General features: G+C 67.7%; 17 protein-coding genes. 4 read left to right on the top strand and 13 right to left on the bottom strand.

Annotation, left to right across the window (positions count from 1 at the left end):
• Window position 1 precedes the first annotated feature (1 nt).
• The 9 genes from V5B44_RS09965 to V5B44_RS10005 are packed head-to-tail and all read right to left on the bottom strand — an operon-like array spanning window position 2 to window position 7,255.
• Window positions 2-1,186: a hypothetical protein gene (locus V5B44_RS09965; protein WP_332358896.1), complete on the bottom strand. Its 1,185-nt coding sequence runs from the start codon at window positions 1,184-1,186 to the stop codon at window positions 2-4.
• Entirely contained in the window at window positions 1,186-1,602 is a 417-nt protein-coding gene (locus V5B44_RS09970; protein WP_332358897.1) for a GPW/gp25 family protein, read from the bottom strand. Before V5B44_RS09970 ends, V5B44_RS09965 begins: the two co-directional genes overlap by 1 nt.
• Window positions 1,599-2,417 carry a phage baseplate assembly protein V gene (locus V5B44_RS09975; protein WP_332358898.1) on the bottom strand — a complete coding sequence of 273 codons (819 nt, stop codon included), beginning with the start codon at window positions 2,415-2,417 and terminating at the stop codon, window positions 1,599-1,601. Before V5B44_RS09975 ends, V5B44_RS09970 begins: the two co-directional genes overlap by 4 nt.
• Entirely contained in the window at window positions 2,414-3,625 is a 1,212-nt protein-coding gene (locus V5B44_RS09980; protein WP_332358899.1) for a phage late control D family protein, read from the bottom strand. The genes V5B44_RS09975 and V5B44_RS09980 overlap by 4 nt, the downstream gene beginning before the upstream one ends.
• Window positions 3,622-3,978 (bottom strand): hypothetical protein, encoded by a 357-nt coding sequence (locus tag V5B44_RS09985; protein ID WP_332358900.1) that lies wholly within the window; start codon window positions 3,976-3,978, stop codon window positions 3,622-3,624. Before V5B44_RS09985 ends, V5B44_RS09980 begins: the two co-directional genes overlap by 4 nt.
• Window positions 3,978-4,625 (bottom strand): hypothetical protein, encoded by a 648-nt coding sequence (locus V5B44_RS09990; protein WP_332358901.1) that lies wholly within the window; start codon window positions 4,623-4,625, stop codon window positions 3,978-3,980. The genes V5B44_RS09985 and V5B44_RS09990 overlap by 1 nt, the downstream gene beginning before the upstream one ends.
• The gene (locus V5B44_RS09995) at window positions 4,625-4,903 is read right to left on the bottom strand and encodes a hypothetical protein (RefSeq protein WP_332358902.1); all 279 of its coding nucleotides are present in this window, start codon (window positions 4,901-4,903) and stop codon (window positions 4,625-4,627) included. The genes V5B44_RS09990 and V5B44_RS09995 overlap by 1 nt, the downstream gene beginning before the upstream one ends.
• Complete coding sequence (locus V5B44_RS10000; RefSeq protein WP_332358903.1) at window positions 4,896-6,239, bottom strand: ATP-binding protein; 1,344 nt, start codon at window positions 6,237-6,239, stop codon at window positions 4,896-4,898. Before V5B44_RS10000 ends, V5B44_RS09995 begins: the two co-directional genes overlap by 8 nt.
• Window positions 6,236-7,255, bottom strand: a complete 1,020-nt coding sequence (locus V5B44_RS10005) for a Pvc16 family protein (RefSeq protein ID WP_332358904.1) — start codon at window positions 7,253-7,255, stop codon at window positions 6,236-6,238. The genes V5B44_RS10000 and V5B44_RS10005 overlap by 4 nt, the downstream gene beginning before the upstream one ends.
• A 905-nt stretch (window positions 7,256-8,160) precedes the next feature.
• Between V5B44_RS10005 and V5B44_RS10010 the strand changes: the two genes are divergently transcribed.
• On the top strand, window positions 8,161-8,331 hold the full coding sequence (locus V5B44_RS10010) for a hypothetical protein (protein WP_332358905.1): 171 nt from the start codon (window positions 8,161-8,163) through the stop codon (window positions 8,329-8,331).
• Here V5B44_RS10010 and V5B44_RS10015 read toward each other — a convergent pair.
• The 4 genes from V5B44_RS10015 to V5B44_RS10030 all read right to left on the bottom strand — a co-directional run bounded on the left by V5B44_RS10015 (window position 8,328) and on the right by V5B44_RS10030 (window position 11,463).
• Window positions 8,328-9,149 carry a hypothetical protein gene (locus V5B44_RS10015; protein ID WP_332358906.1) on the bottom strand — a complete coding sequence of 274 codons (822 nt, stop codon included), beginning with the start codon at window positions 9,147-9,149 and terminating at the stop codon, window positions 8,328-8,330. The two genes, V5B44_RS10010 and V5B44_RS10015, sit on opposite strands and share 4 nt — an antisense overlap.
• Window positions 9,150-9,160: 11 nt before the next feature.
• Window positions 9,161-9,670, bottom strand: a complete 510-nt coding sequence (locus tag V5B44_RS10020; RefSeq protein ID WP_332358907.1) for a phage tail protein — start codon at window positions 9,668-9,670, stop codon at window positions 9,161-9,163.
• A 79-nt stretch (window positions 9,671-9,749) separates the two neighbouring features.
• Window positions 9,750-11,297 (bottom strand): phage tail sheath family protein, encoded by a 1,548-nt coding sequence (locus V5B44_RS10025; protein ID WP_332358908.1) that lies wholly within the window; start codon window positions 11,295-11,297, stop codon window positions 9,750-9,752.
• A gap of 31 nt (window positions 11,298-11,328) precedes the next feature.
• Window positions 11,329-11,463, bottom strand: a complete 135-nt coding sequence (locus tag V5B44_RS10030; RefSeq protein WP_332358909.1) for a hypothetical protein — start codon at window positions 11,461-11,463, stop codon at window positions 11,329-11,331.
• Window positions 11,464-11,853: 390 nt separating this feature from the next.
• Between V5B44_RS10030 and V5B44_RS10035 the strand changes: the two genes are divergently transcribed.
• The 3 genes from V5B44_RS10035 to V5B44_RS10045 are packed head-to-tail and all read left to right on the top strand — an operon-like array spanning window position 11,854 to window position 14,992.
• Window positions 11,854-12,867, top strand: coding sequence for an aromatic ring-hydroxylating dioxygenase subunit alpha (locus V5B44_RS10035; protein WP_332358910.1), 1,014 nt, complete (start codon window positions 11,854-11,856; stop codon window positions 12,865-12,867).
• Window positions 12,864-13,481, top strand: coding sequence for an acyl transferase (locus V5B44_RS10040; protein ID WP_332358911.1), 618 nt, complete (start codon window positions 12,864-12,866; stop codon window positions 13,479-13,481). The genes V5B44_RS10035 and V5B44_RS10040 overlap by 4 nt, the downstream gene beginning before the upstream one ends.
• A complete protein-coding gene (locus V5B44_RS10045) occupies window positions 13,478-14,992 on the top strand; it encodes a GH3 family domain-containing protein (protein WP_332358912.1) in 1,515 nt (504 codons plus the stop codon). Before V5B44_RS10040 ends, V5B44_RS10045 begins: the two co-directional genes overlap by 4 nt.
• The last annotated feature ends 427 nt before the right edge of the window (window positions 14,993-15,419 follow it).

A 15,419-nucleotide genomic window follows, 5' to 3' on the forward strand; every position in this document is an offset into this window, starting at 1 on the left:
GTCAGCCTCGCAGTCCGCCGTGCAGCGCCAGGCGGAAGTAGCCACGTGCGGCCAGGTTGGGCAGGTTGTCGCAGATCGCCACTTCGAGGCCATCGAGCGCGATACGGCCGCTGCTGGCCTGGTCCGGGAAGCGATCGCCAAGGCGCTTGAAGCGATTCAGGCAGACGTTGCTGACGCCGCCCAGGGCGAGCAGCGTCTGGACGATGTCGCTGGCCCACAGGTCCTCGCCGAAGCGCAGGCGGCCCGGCGCGAAGAAGCCGCCCGGCCCGGTTCCCAGTGCCTGCGAGACAGCGTCGCGCACCTCGCTCTGGTAGTGGTTGCCGGCGACCTGGATCGACAGCGCGAGCAGCACGCCAACTTCCACCGCGCGTCCCAGTTCCACCGCCTGGCCTGCCATGCGGTAGGCTTCGAGGTAGGGCAGGAGGATGGCGCGCAGGCTCGGGCCGTCCGCCAGGCGCGGCAGCGGCAGGGCGCGTTCGGCGTGGAAGCGGACGGTGGCGTCAATGAGCGCCTGCGGCCAGGCGCCGGTCGCATCGAGATCACGGCGCAAGGCGGGAATCACCGCGATCCGGATCACCTGCCACGACCCGCCCCAGGATTCCCAGGCGTGTGCGCGTTCGACCAGCGGATGTTCCTCGAGTCGCAGCGCGAAGTCGTCGAGCGTGACCATGCGGTGTTGGCTGCGGATCGCGCGTGGCCCGGCCAGGCGCGCCAGATCCATGCGCTCGGGATGGTCTAGCCAGTATTGTTCGAGGCGTTCGCTGGCACTGCGGCCATCGCCGGCAGCCGGCGGGCGGTCGAAAGGCGGCTCGCCGAGATCCTGTGCCAGGCGCAGGGCGTCGTAGCCGATCAGCGACAGCAGGCGGCGGACGGTTTCCGGCCGGCGGGCGGTTTCCAGCGTGAACTCGGCGGCGACGCGGTCCTGCATGTCGGAAAGCTTGTCGAGCTGGGCGGCGAGCACTTCGGCCAACACCACCTCGACGTCGGCCGGCGTCCAGCGATGCCGCTCGGGGAAGCGCGCGGCCAGCGCCTCGAGCATGAACAGGCGGAAGCCGTCGTAGTCGCGCAGATCCCAGTCGAAATCATCGCCGATCGTGGGCAGTACCGGCGGCAGCTCGACGTGACGCCGGCCGCAGTCCGGGCAGCCGCCGGCATACTCCAGGCGTACGGTGGGGTTGAGGGCCATCAGCTGTTCCCTCCGGTGAGGACCAGTTCTTCGCGCCGGCCGATCGCTGCCAGGGTGTAGGCAATGCGCACGACGAGTTGGGCGTCGACGCCGCTGACCTCGATCTCCAGCGAACGCGGATCGACCTCGCCGGTCAGCGCTTCGCCGAGTGCCGCGGCCAGGCGGCGCTGGGTGACCTGCCACAGCGGCGAGGCGTTGGGTTCGAAGAGCAGGGTGCGTAGGCCGGCGCCGAACTCCGGGCGGAAGACGCGTTCGCCGGGGACGGTGAACAGGATCTGTTCGATCTGGCCGCGAATGTGCTGTCCCCGGCTGGCGAGGCGCGGCCAGTGGCGCAGGTCGCCAGCCGGCGCCTCGGCGGGGCGGGCGATGCGCAGGGGAAACGCCAGGTAGGGCGGATCAGCAAGTCGGCGGCTCATGCGGTTTTCACCTTGAACGAGAGGCTGGACATTTCGCCCTGCGGAATCGGCGGCGAGGTCGGGCTGCCGGGCGCGGTGCAGGTATGTATATGGGTGGCGAACAGGGTCAGGAAGCTCTGGCCTTTGATCACCGGTTCGCCGCCTTCGCCGCCAAGCAGCACCTGCTGGCCGTCGACGACGATCTTCATGGCCTTGACGGTGATTCCCGAGGCAGCCATCTCGATCTTGTTGCCGCTGGCGTCCTGCACCGTCACGCCGCTGGCGGTCATCGTCAGGCTGTTGCCGTTGGCGTCCTCGAGCACCAGTTCGCCGGCAGCGGCATCGAGCGTCAGATGGGCGCCGTTCTGGTCGGTCAGCGCCACCGTGCCCTCGGCGTCGATGTCGAGGGTGGCACCGCCGGCATGCTGCAGATGGACCTGCTCGGAACCCGAGCTGTCCTCGAAGGAAAGGTAGTGGCCGCCGGCCGTCTTGAAGACGTGGGACTGCGGTTGCGCGGTGGCTTCCGCCGGTGGATCGCCCGCCGCTTGCCAGAAGGTGCCGGTCCAGATCGGGTAGGTCAGGTCGCCGCCCTCGAACTCGACCCATACCTGGGCGCCAACCTCGGGTACACAGAACCAGCCCTGGTCGGCAAGGCCGCCATAGGGTACGCAGGGCAATGCCCAGTCGGTGGCCTGGTCGCCGAGGAGCGCCGGCACCTGCACCTTGACGCGGCCGCGCCGGTCGGGGTCGGCGTTGTCCACGACGAAGCCGCGATACTTGCCGTAGGTGCGCTGATTGCGCAGCGTCTGGACGAGGGCGCGTTCGGTGTCGCTCATAGTCCCAGTCCGACGCCGAAGGAGAGGTCGACGCCGCCCATCACAGCGGCCAGTGGCCCGGCGCCCGGCAGACTGTCGAGGTTGTCGCCCCAGGCATTGCGCAGCAGGCGGAAACGCTGACGATAGCCGCTGGCGTTGAAGGTGTGAGTGACGCCATCGACGTAGTAGAGGCCGGCCAGCCGGCTGCCGACGCCGTCTACACCGACCGGCAGGCCGGCCAGCAGGACATGCCCGTAGAGCGTTCCGTCGAGTTCGCCTTCGGCCTGGATCTTGTGCAGGTCGGCTTCGTTGGCCTTGTGCAGGGCCTTGGCGCGGAGCACCGCCTCGCTGGTGCCGGCGTCGCCGCTCATCCGCCAGACGAAGGCCGGCAGGCCTGCCTCGGGGTTGCCGGCGCGCTCGGTGCCAAGCACCGGCAGATCGGGTTCGACGATCACTTCGCTCGAACCGTCGCCGCTTTCCGCCGCCAGGTCGAAGGCGACGGCGTCGGGTTGATGGGCGTCGGCGGTGACGTTGATCGAGATGCAGTTGCCGGCCTTGCCGGCGTAGATGGTCAGGGTCGGTTGCGGCAGCGGCAGGCCGACGCGTGGCGGGCCAAAGTACACCATCCCGCGGCGAAAATAGAGTTCGTAGCCGTTCTCTTCGGCGCGTGCCTGCAGCAGGGCGATGTCGGTGCCGTCCTGGTTGAGGCCGACGATGCGTGCCTGACCGCTGGCGTTCATCGGGTCGGGGGTGAGGCCGGAGTAGTTGCCCAGGGTCTCGCCGAGGATCTGCAGGTCGGAGCTGGGCAACTGCTCGCTGCCCCACGACCGGCGGCGGTGTTCGCGATCGAGCTGCAGCGATTCATCCTGGCATTCGACCACCAGCTTGGCAGCGCCGGCATCTTCGGGATACTCGGCGCGGATCTGGCGGATGAAGCCGCGCAATACTTCTTCTTCGTGGTTGCCAAAGGCCGCGACGATGCTGATGCGGTTCCACTCGCGCATCAGCGGCGTATTGTCGAAAAGGCCGGTGGCGTCCTGCACCATCCATTCGCCGCGCTCGTCGCGGCGCGTTTCGAAGGTCAGCGTTGCGGAATCGGGGGCATTGCGGCCGGTTTCGACCGTCACTTCGGCGAGCAGCGGGTAGAGCGACTCGATCGGCGTGTCGTTGATGCGCACGAGGCATTCGGCGGGCTCGCGCGAAAACCCGGAGAGCAGGTCGGTGATCATGTGCCACCCTCTTTGGCGCGCGGGATCAGCAGCACCTCGCCGAAGTCGGTAACGCTGTCGGTTGCCGGCAGCAGTTGGTCGCCGACGCGTGGCAACTGTGGCGCACCGACGATCTCCAGCTGCGCGGCGCAAAGCAGGTCGGGGTTGGCATCGAGGATCCGGTGCCAGAGGTAGGGGTCGTTGAAGTAATTGACGCCAAGCGCGTCCAGCCGCTCGCCAGGCTGGAGCACGTGCTCGAGGACCGGCGTTGCGCTGCCAATGACGCGGGCGCGGACGCCCCGGAAGGGCAGGCTGCCATCCTCCTTCGGTTCGAAGCGGCGGCTGCCGAGGTACCGCGAACGTTTGGTAAACATCAGAGCAGCCCTCCGATGGCGGCAGCTGCAGCCTGGCCGGTGTGCAGCGCGGCGAACGCGGTCTGGCGAACCTTCTCCATCAGGTAGAAGGGGTTGTTGCCTTCGATCACCTGCATGGTCAGCTTGACCGTCGCGCGGTAGGGGACCAGGCTCGGCAGATGGGCGCTCTCGGTGACATCGACTGTTTTCAGGAAGACCGGCAGGACATGCGTTCCCCAGACGAAGAGCATTACCGACGCCGACTCGTTGCGCTGGAAGGCGCGGCTGCCGCCCATGCCGAGGCTGGCCAGCATCTGCACGCCGCCCGGCCCCTGCGTCTTCGGTTCGACCATGCTGCGCAGGGTTGCCAGCTCGGGCTCGACGCCCAGCGAGCAGGCGATGGCGTCGCCGTCGTTCATGCGGTCGGTGGCGTCGAGCAGGATTTCGACGTCGAAGCTCTCGGGTTCGAGCGACACCCCCTGTGAGACGCGCGGGGTTTCGGTGGGGAGGAAAAAGTCGAAGCCGCCGCGGGTTGCCGGCGTGCTGCCGAGGGTGATGGTCACCGAGCGATTACGCGTGATCTGCTGCGGATTGAAGTCGAAGGCCAGCACCAGCGGTGGCACCGACAGGGCGTACTCGAGCAGGAATCCCTTCACCGGGTTGAGCATCAAAGACCTCCGTCGATGCGCAGGCGGATCGCCTGTGCCAGTTGCGTGGCGATGCGCCGGTCACTCCACTGCTGCTGTACCGTCTGGGGTGCAAGCTGCAGTTGCGCGATGGTTGCCGCGCGCGCTGTCGGGGGCGAAGCAGCGAGGGCCTCGGCGGTCAGCCGTCCGATGCGCGCGGCTCGTTGCTCGAAGCCCGCCGGCAGACGCAGCGCCAGGGTGTCGATGCGCAGTTGCGGCAGCGCCGCCGGCGCCATGGCAGGCTGGTGGCTATCAGCCATCGAAACACTCCCGCGGCAGATGGGCGGCGAGGGGGCCGAGTTCGCCGCGGGCACACTCGCGGCCGTCCTTGTTGATCTCACGCCAGATCCCCAGCGCCAGTTCGGCCGGACCGATGGCGCCAGCGGCACCGGCCGCCAGGTAGGCGGCATGCAGGGCGGCGTTGCGGATCTGGCCACCGGTGAGGGCGACGGCGCTGGCCAGTTCGGCGACGTCCACGCCGGCGGCAAGTGGCGCGCGCGGTGGCAGCAGACGGCTCCACAGCGTGGCACGGGCGTCGACGTCGGGACGCGGAAACTCGACCACCATCTGCAGGCGGCGGGTAAAGGCCGCGTCGAGGTTGCGGCGCAGGTTGGTCGTCAGGATCACCGGGCCGCGGTGCGTCTCGATGCGGCTCAGCAGGTGGCTGACTTCCATGTTGGCGTAACGGTCGCGCGCTTCCTTGATCTCGCCGCGCTTGGCGAACAGCGCGTCGGCTTCGTCGAACTGCAGCACCATCGGCTGGTCGTGCGCGGCATCGAACAGACGGTTGAGATTCTCTTCGGTCTCGCCGACGTACTTGGACACCAGACGGCCAAGGTCGATGCGGAACAGCGGCCAGTCCATCGCGCTGGCGATGACGCGCGCAGCGAGGGTCTTGCCGGTACCCGAGGGGCCAGCGAAAAGCGCCACCGGTCCACCGCCGCAGGGCGCGCCCCAGTCGCCTTCGACGGTGGCACGGTGTTCGATCCACAGCATGAACTCGCGCAGCATGCGCAGCCGGTCGGCGGGCAGCACCAGATCATCCCAGCTGGCGCCGCCGAGCACTGCTTCGGAGCCGGGGGGCGCCGGCGGTTGCCAGCGTCGGCCGGCGATACGGGCGATCAGCCCGTTCTCTGGCTGCAGTGGCTGCCAGGCTTCGTCGCGCGCAACGGCGATCAGCCGCGCCCGGCGCAGTGTGCCCGAGGGCGCCAGCGCGGCGCGCAGGTTCTCGCCCTGGTGCGGCTCGAGGGCAAACAGTTCATGCAGCAGCGCACGGCACGGCCAGGGTTCCTTATGTCCCGACTGCAGGTTCTGGTAGGTCCAGCCAAGGCGCGGCTCGAACTCGGGCGCAGCGACGGCGGCAAGGATGTCGTACTCGACCGGCGTCAGTCGCTCGCCGAGCAGCTGTTCCCAGACACCTTCCGGTGAGCGCAGCGCTTCGACCGCGCCCTGCAGCTCGCGCAGGCGCGCCAGATCAGCGGCACCGACTTCGCTGCCGCCGCGGTTCAGCGAGACGCAGTAGGCGAGCAGCTGCACCCGCTCCCACTCCGGGGTGAGCTGGATGAGCGACGACAACTCGGGGTGCGGGGCGTTCACGGTGCGACCTCGAAGAGCGTGAGGAGGACCGGGTTGCTGCGCAGTGTCAGCACGACGCCATCGAAGCGCACGAAGCTGCGCTCGGCGTGGAGCAGCATCTGGCCGGCGCGGTCGGTGAAGGGCAGGGCGGTGTTCTGCAGGGTGGCGCCAGCGACGGCGTCAGGGTCGATCACGGTGTCGACGATGGCAAAGGGTGCCGATGGCGCCTGTGCGACCCAGCCGCTGGCCGGCTCCCAGGTTTCCCAGCGCAGGCTGACCGGCGCGCCAGCGGCGCCTGCGACCCAGGCGCGTGGCGCGAAGGCCGCGAGCTGTGGGCTGCCGAGCGGCAGCGAGATCGACTGCCGGCAGTTGGTGCCGTCGACCAGGCAGAGGGCCGGCACCCAGTCTGCCTGGCGCGTGTCCGGTTGCAGCCGTGGCAGCTCGGGTGGTGTCGCGGCGATGCCGACCGCTGTCGCGTCCATCGTCGCGCGTACGCCCAGCCCGATGGCGCCGGTGAGCGCTGGCGGTAGTGCGGCAACGCGCGGAATCACCGGTGCCAGGCTGACCTCGAAGAGTGCCGAGGGTCGATAGACGGTATCGCCCTGGGTGGCCCAGAGCTGGTTCAACTGGTCGAGTCCGAGGGTCAGGAAGATCACCTGGACGCGGAAGGTTTCGCTCTCCACCGGCAGGTCGAACAGCGGGTTCTCGTGAAAGTGGCGCAGCACCTCACCGATTACCCGCAGGTCGTTCTCGCCGGCCGGGATCGGGTTTTCGTCGACACAGAAGGGCGTCGCCAGGCAGTGCATGCGCAGCAGCCAGGTTTCTCCCGGCAACAGGTCGGCGTCGAAACCCGAAGGCTCGAAGCGGAAGAAGAACAGGTTGAGGCGATGATTGGTGTCGGTGTCGGTTGGCGCGGCCGCGGCGGGGGTACCCAGCAGCACGTCGATGCGCGAGCGGTCAGCCGCGTTGATTCCGGCCGACAGCTGCTGGGCAACGCTGCGGCAGACTTGCGCGAGCGAGGAGAGGCCGACGGCCATGGCTCATGTCTCCCGTTGGGCGGGCGGCAGGCCGCTGTCGGGCCCGGCCGCCCGGCGGTTCGCCGGCGCAGCGAGGAACAGACGATGGCTTGTCCAGCGCATCACAATCGCCTCAGGTAGTGCTTGCTGAGGAAGGCGTCGGAGGGCGCCGCGGGCGGCCGTGCTGGCGGCTGCGCTGGTGCGATCACGGTCACGTCAATGCGTCCGATCGACAGCTGCGGCGCTGCCGCCAGGGCAGTGCCCGAGCGTGCCGAATTCTGTCCGCCGGCCGGCGGGCGAGGGCTGGCCGGCGTGAACCCGGCCGACGCCACCCGTCTGCTGCCCGCGCCGGTGCCTGTTGTGGCCGACGACGTGTCCACGGCGGCGTATGCGCGTTCGCGCGATGGTTCGCTGGCGGGTTGGGCGCGGGAGTCGGCCGGGAGGGCGGAGTGAGCACTGGCGTCCGGACCCGTCGCCGCGATAGTGCGGTCATCTGCCTCGCTGGCCGAGGTGGTGGCGCCGCTGGTGGCGGCGGGCGTTGCCGCGGCAGCAACGAGGGGTGAGGGTTCTCCAGAAGGGGCACCGCGCCCCGTTGTCCGTCGCATTCCATCAGAGCTGTCAATCCGCTGAACAAGTTTGCCAGAGTAGTCAAACGGGGAGGGAACTTGGCTTGAGGAGATTGAGGACCCAGTCAACACACCGTATGACAACCGATGAGAGAAGTCTGGAGAAGCCAATCGCTCTTGCTTATCCGTAGCGTCAGAGTTCCACGTGCGTACCGGTTCTTTACCTGTTTCCAGGCCATCAATCGAGATAAAAGACTGGCGCGAAGCGTCGTAAAAATACCCAACAGGGGCGTGGAGTGAGCCCGCATCAAAGCTGCCTGCGTCCAACGCCCGTGGGGCGGGTGGTGCCACTGGCGGAAGGTGCCCGCCATCCTTCTGGAGTCGGTAGACCGTGAGCGCATCGCCGTCGTCGGCCGGTGGCTCAGAGTCGAATTCGGGCGCATCTGCCGGCGCACGGCGCACGGTCAGGCGTGGCAGGGGCCGGCTGGCGTCGGACAGGGTGTCGTCGAGGATGCCCATGGCCCTGCCTAGCCAGTCATGCCACGCGCGGCGTCGATCAGCCGCAGATACTGCTGTCGACGATGACGCGGCAGAGCGAGGATTTCGGCCTCGCTCCAGTGGTAGTGCCAGGCCAGCCGGTGCACCTCGGCCAGCAGCCCGGCCGGGGTACGCGCCAGGGCGCCATAGGGGTCGATGCCCACGGCATTGGCCTGACCGCATTCCGGGCAGGTGGCGGATACCGTGCAGGCGAGCTCCGGAGCCTCCGCCTCGAGCGCCGTTTCGCAGTGTTCGTACAGCTCACGGCTGAGCTGCGCGGGCAGGGCACTGCCGCTCTTCGGGTCGACCACCTCGAGCGCCCGCAGCAGTGCTTCGCGGCGCGACTCTGCCGGCTCGTGCAGCACCCGGATCTGGTCGGCGCCGGTGGGCACGCGCAGGGTCAGCGGCAGCTCGCCGAGCTGCAGGTGCGCCAGCGGGAAGTGCTCGCCGGCTGGCTTGATCGGCAGCTGCGTGGGGTCGAGGCGGAAATCGAACGGCGTCGCGCATTGCGTGCAGGTAGCGTCAAACCAGCCGCCTTGATGGCCGAGATGGGTATCGAGCGCACGCATCAGGAACTGCCGGTCGGCAACGCAGAGGGCATCCACCGCCGTGCGCGTCGGTGGCTCGCCGGCAAGTTCGGCGAGGCTCGCCAGCAGCGCGCGAGAGACCGCGTCCGGCGTGTCGCCTGCTTCGTCGACCGCGTCTGCCAGCGCCATCTCGAGGGCTCCGTCGGCGCGCCGGAAGGCGTAGCTGCGGCGCCTGCCCTGCGCGTCCGGGAAGCCGCCAGGAAGCTGGCGTAGCATGGCCACCATGGGTTTCTGTCTCAGGTCTCGGCCGGCTCCGCGACCGCGGCATCGCGCTGCCAGCCCTCGTGCTGCAGCACGATGCTCTGGATGCCGACGGCGTTCATCGTGCCGGCGTCGAAGTCGGGCAGCGCCTGATACTCCGAAACCCAGGCGCGGAAGACCTTGTAGGAGATCGCGACCTGGCCCTGGAGGTTGAGCACATTGATGATGATGTCTTTGCGGAAGTTCTTCAGCGACATCGCCGCATCGCCGCCAAAGTTGTTCACCAGGTTGGCCCAGTTCTCGAACACCGGGTCGTGCGACAGGCCCTGTTCGAGAGTGATGGCCTCGTAGCTGGTACCACCGGGCAGGATGCGTTCGGTGCTCGGGTCGCCTGCAGCGCGCCACTTGACGGGTTCGGTCTTGCGCTTGAGGGCGCTCATCTTCTTGAGACCGGCGACCGGTCGGCCGTCGACCAGGATCTGGAACTTGAAGGTGCGGTAGGGGTCGTGGCGGTGCGTATTTACCGGAAACATTGGGGCAGCCATCTGCGTATCTCCTTAGCTGTGGCCGGCCGGAGCCGGCATGGCGGGGGGTCTCCCGCCGTGCGGAATGTCGTTGCGACGATTACTCCTGGGCGACCTTCTGCTGGATGCGGACGATCACGAACTCGGCAGGCTTGAGTGGCGCGAAGCCGATAAGCGCGATCACCTGGCCGCGGTCGATGTCGCCCTGGGTCATGGTTTGCCCGAGGCCACAGCGAACAAAGTAGGCATCACTTGACTTCTCGCCCTGGAAGGCGCCGACCCGGAACAGCCCGTTCAGGAAGCTCTCGATGTTGGCTCGCAGCGAGGCCCACAGGCGGTGGTCGTTCGGCTCGAAGACGGCCCACTGGATACCGTTGTAGATGCTCTCCTCGATGAAGATCGCCGTCCGTCGGACCGGCACGTAGCGCCATTCGGGGTTGGCCCGTGTCGAGCGGGTGCGGGTGCCCCATACCACCGGTCCGAAGCCGGGCAGGCGGCGGATGGCATTGACGCCGGCCGGGTTGAGGAAATCCTGCTCCGGATCCTCGACCACGTATTCGAGCGAGGCGGCACCGAGCAGCGGGAACTCGATTCCTGCCGGTGCCTTCCAGACGCCGCGGCGACCGTCGGTCTTGGCCCACAGGCCGGCAGCCATCGCCGCCGGCGAGGCGAGCAGGGTGCGCGCGGCGGCGGGGTTGGAATCGGGATTGTAGAAGGGGTTGGCGATACGCACCCAGGGATAGTAGGTGACGCTGTAGGTGGAGGTCGGCAGGCCGAGCGCATTCACTTCGGTTTCGCTGCTCAGTTCGTTGCCGGGTTCGGGGTCGACAATGAGCATGCGGTTACGGATGTCTTCGCAATGCGCGATTGCCGCATTGATGATCGCCTGGTTGGCGGCGGTTCCCCAGAAGATGCCGGGAAGCAGCAGGATGCTGATGTCGCGCACCTTGAGCAGGGGGGTGAGGATCGCCTGGTAGTCGGCGAGCGCCGGGCGATTGCCGTCGCCGCCAGTGCCCAGGGTGATCGACACCGGCGTCGCCGCTTCCAGACGGGTGCGCAGGGCGGCGGCGCCGCCAGCCGGCAGCGTCAGGTGGATGAGGGTCGAAGCCGAGTTGACGACGCTGACCATCTCGGTCGGCGTGCCGGGCTCTGGAACGAGGTCGGAAAAGCTCTCCTGGGCGACGAAGTTTGCCCCATCCAGGGTACCAATTGAGAGGGTGAAGGTGGTCGTGGCACCGAGGGTACGCGGCGTGATGCGGACGACCAGGCCGTCAGCCCAGGTGCCGGGGTTGGCGGCGTCGATCTCGAGCAGATCGGTGGTGTCGGCGAGGTCGCGGACAGCGCCGGACGCGGCGGCCGCGCTGCCGGTGGCGACCGCCCGCACGATGTACGCCTTGCCACCGCCATTGAGGAAGAAGGCGCTGACCGCATGTCCCATGTCGTCGCCACGGTTGCTGCCGTTGTCTTCGCGCAGACCACCGAAGCTGCGCTGATAGTCGTCGAAGCTGCTGATCAGGGTCGGCTCGCCGACCGGGCCGCGGGTAACGTAGCCGATGAAACAGGCGGTGGAGGTGCCGACGCCTTCGATCGGTCGCGAACCACTCGGAAGTTCCTCGATATAGACGCCGGGATGCAGGTAACTGGCCATGGTGTGTCCCTCGCTGAAGTGGGTAATGGGTTCAGGGCGTTGCGTCGCGGCCGATCACGATCTGCACACGGGCACGTTGGGTGGTAGCGGCGGTTCTGCGCGGTTCGATGGTCCTTTGCGAACCGCCGAACAGAATCATCTTGATGTCGAGTTCGAGGTCTGGCATTGCTTCGTCTCCTCTCGCCAGGGCTCAGGCGTCGTTCGCTCGGCAGACTGCTTCTTCGGCCGGCGGTGAGGGGCATCTGTCTCTCACGGGCCGGCCCTGTCTAACGTCCCCTGTCAGGGCTGGCCAGTCAGACCACTGCTGCCGATCACCGCGGTGCCTTGCTGCAGCCCTGCACCTGATGCCTGTGCCGGAATCATGGTTGGGAGAGATGATTTAACGGCACTTGGAAGAAATATATACAGCCGGGTTACCAGCGTCAATTGCGTTTGTTTATGGCGGGCTCGGGAAGTCGGTGGCAACAGCTGGTTGAATGCAGACCACAGCTGCCGACAGGGAACCAGTGGTCTGTTTGCCAGGATGCTGCCGCGAGGTCTCTGGTAGACTGACCCGATGCCCTTTGATGACTACTGGTATGTCGTGGCGGAGTCGCGCGAGTTGACGCCGGTTCGGCCGCTCGCACGGCGTGTGCTCGACGAGTGGCTGGTGTGTTTCCGCGGCGAGGACGGCGCGCCGACGGTGTTGCGCGACCGTTGCCTGCACCGCAATGCGCCGCTGTCGGCGGGCATCGTGCGTGCCGGCTTGCTGTCGTGCCCCTACCACGGCTGGCGCTACGACGGCGAGGGGCGGGTGGTGGCGATTCCGTCGCTGACCAGCTGCGATCTGCCGGCGCACTGCTCGCCGCCCTACCCGGTGATCGAGCAGGACGGCTTCGTCTACGTGCGCGCAAAGCGCGACGCGGTAGCCGGGATCGTGCCGTTCCCGATGCCGCACTACGGCGAGGCCGGCTGGCGGACCCTGCGGCTGCAGAACCGTTTTGCCAATAGCGTCGCCAACTGTGTCGAGAACTTCATCGACATCCCGCACACGGCCTTCGTGCACCAGGGCCTCTTCCGCTCAACGCGTGGCGAGCCGCTGGCGGCGACGGTCAGGCGAGCAAACGGTGCGGTGCAGGTCAGCTATCGCAACGAGCGCGACAATCTCGGCCGCTATCGCTGGTTCCTCAATCCGCAGGGTCATGAGATTTGCCACCGCGACAGTTTTCATGTGCCGAACGTCACCAGCGTGGTCTATGAAATCGGCACCCGGGTGTTCATCATCACTTCGCAGGCAGTGCCGGTCGATGATCGCGAAACGCTGGTGTACACCGACCTGACCTATCGCTTCGGCGTCTGGAACGCGCTGGTGGCGCCGTTCGTGCGTCGCCACGGCCAGCGCATCATCGACCAGGACATAGCGATTCTTGCGCGTCAGGCGGAGAACATCGGGCGCTACGGCGCCCAGTTTCGCGATACCCCGGCAGACCTGATCCATCGCCTGGTGGACTCGCTACGCGACGCCATCGCCCGTGGCGATGACCCGTGCCGATTGCCGACGGTCGAACACGAGATCGAGTTCCGCGTATGACCCTGCGCGCGCGGCTCTTCGCTCTGTTCCCCTTGGCGTGGCTCGCCGGGTCGGGCGCCAGCGTTCTCTATCTGGTCAGCGCACCGGGTGTGGTCAGCGTTATGGCTCTGCTCGCCGTGCTCTACCTGGTGCCGGTTGCGACCTTTCGACTGCATGGCGCACTGTGGCCGCTGGTCGAGGGAGCCTCGCGTATCGACGAGCCGCGCTATGCGCCGTGGTGGGGAGGACACCAGTGCCAGTTGATGTACACCGCCTTGCCGGCACTCGAAGCGGCGCTGCGCCTGGTGCCGGGTCTCTACAGCCGGTGGCTGCGGCTGTGGGGCAGCCGCGTCGGTCGCGGGGTCTACTGGACGCCACTAGTCGAAATCACTGACCGCAGCCTGCTCGAGGTCGGCGATGGCGTCGTTTTCGGGCACCGCGTCGCTTGCTACGCGCACCTCGTCAAACGTCGTGACGTAGGTCTGGTGCTCTACGTCCGGCGAATCCGTATCGGCGACGGCGTCCTGCTCGGGGCCGGTTCGCGGCTGGGGCCGGGAGTGCGCATCGAAGACGGTGCGGTGCTGCCGGTGCGGACCGACGTGGGCGTCGGCCGCCGCATCCGGAACTCGCCGTGAACCTGTCCGGGGCGGTCGCCGCGCCGCTCCTGCGCGCCTGGTGCGCGCCGCGCGCGTGGCGTTTCGCGCTGGCGCTCGACGATGTGGCGATGACGCAGCGCACGACGCTGGCCCGGATCCTGCGGGCGGGGAGCGCGACCGGGTACGCGAGGTCGCTGGGTCTGCGGGCCGACGACCGCCTCGACGCCTTCCGGGCGAAAGTGCCGGTCATCGACTACGCCGCCATCGAGCCGTGGATCGAGGCGCAGCGCAGCGGTGACACAGCGGCGCTGTCACCGGGTCGCACGCGCTGCTACGAGCCGACCTCCGGCAGTTCGGGCACGATCAAGCGTATTCCCTACAACGACGCCCTGCTCGGCGCTTTTCGTAGTGCTTTTGCGATCTGGGCGCACGACTTGCTGACGCGCGCGCTGCGGCTTCGCTCGGGGCGAACGTTCATGAGCGTGTCGCCGCCGCTGGTGGACGCGGACGCCTTCGACGACGACCGCGAATATCTCGGCGGCGCCTTGCGCCTGCTGCTCGGGCGTTTCATTGTCACGCCGCCGCGACTGCGGGAGCCGGTGGCGTTTCGCGATGCCCTGGCGTGTGCGCTGGTCGCTGCGCACGATCTGGAGGTCGTGTCGGTCTGGAATCCGAGCTATCTGCTGATCCTGCTCGAGCACTTCGAAAGCCATCGCGAACGGCTGTTGCCGGCACTGCCGGTCGATCGGCGAAGGTTGCTGTCTGCCGACCCGCTGTGCTGGCAGGAGGTCTGGCCCGCGCTGCAACTCGTTTCCTGCTGGACTGCCGAGGCGGCCGCGGCGCCGGCCCGAAGACTCGCGGGCTATCTGCCGCAGGCCAGGCTGCAAGGCAAGGGCCTGCTCGCCACCGAAGCGCCGATTACCGTGCCACTGGTTCAGGCGGGCGGCAACCTGCCGTTGATCGACGAGGTCTTTCTCGAACTCGAGGACGACGACGGCCGCCTGCATCTGCTCGAAGATGCCGAAGATGGTGCGGACTACGGACTGCTCGTCACCCAGGCGGGTGGCCTGCTGCGCTACCGCCTGGGCGATCGGGTGCGGGTCAGCGGGCGCCATCGGGGCACGCCGCTGCTCGAATTCGCCGGCCGTGCCGACGCCGTCTCGGACCTCGTTGGCGAGAAGCTCGGCGAGCCTTTCGTTGCTCGTCTGATCGCCGGCAGCGTCCGCGCCGATGCCTTCTGCACCTTGCTGCCGCTGCTGCCAGAAGCTGGACGGCCACGTTACTGCCTGCTGACCGACGATCCGAATCCCGAACTCCCGCGGCTGCTGGAAGAAGGGCTGGGGCAGGCTTTCCGCTATCGTGAGGCGCGCCTGCTCGCTCAACTCGACGCACTCGAGGTCGTGGTGCGGCCGGACATGCGGCGCTGCGTGCATGCGGCGCTGATCGTGTCAGGCATGAAGGCCGGCGACATCAAGGATCGTGCGCTGATCCCGTCGCTGCTCGTTGCCAGGCAGATATACCGCGGCCTTGGCCAGCGGCTGACGGCGTAGATTCGCGCGCAGCGGGGCTTGTTTCACTGTCAGCTTGGCGACGATGCCGTTGGTTGCGCCGGCACGTCGACGCTTCAAGACCTCTTCGCCTGAAGGGGGGCTTTGTGGTTCAGTACTGGCTGTTGGTTTGGAGCAGGACCCCGGTTCTACGGCTTTCCATGCGCAGCGGAAGCTTGACGGCGGTAGTCCGGGACGGAGATACTTTGCGCAGACTCCTTGACCCTGGGGCTTTTCGCGGGATGTCGGCGCCGCTTTCGCTCCGGTGCCCCTTCTGGCACCAGCAAGACACGCTTGGCGCCGGAGTCGCGACGGACTGTAGTGAGCCATTGAAGTCGCAGACTTGCGGGGACGCCGTGGGCAGGGCAAAGGTAGACGGTCGTTGCCGGCTCGGTCTTGGGCTTCTTCGATGACCATTTGGCGGGCCTGC

It is taken from the genome of Candidatus Accumulibacter necessarius, from assembly GCF_036625085.1.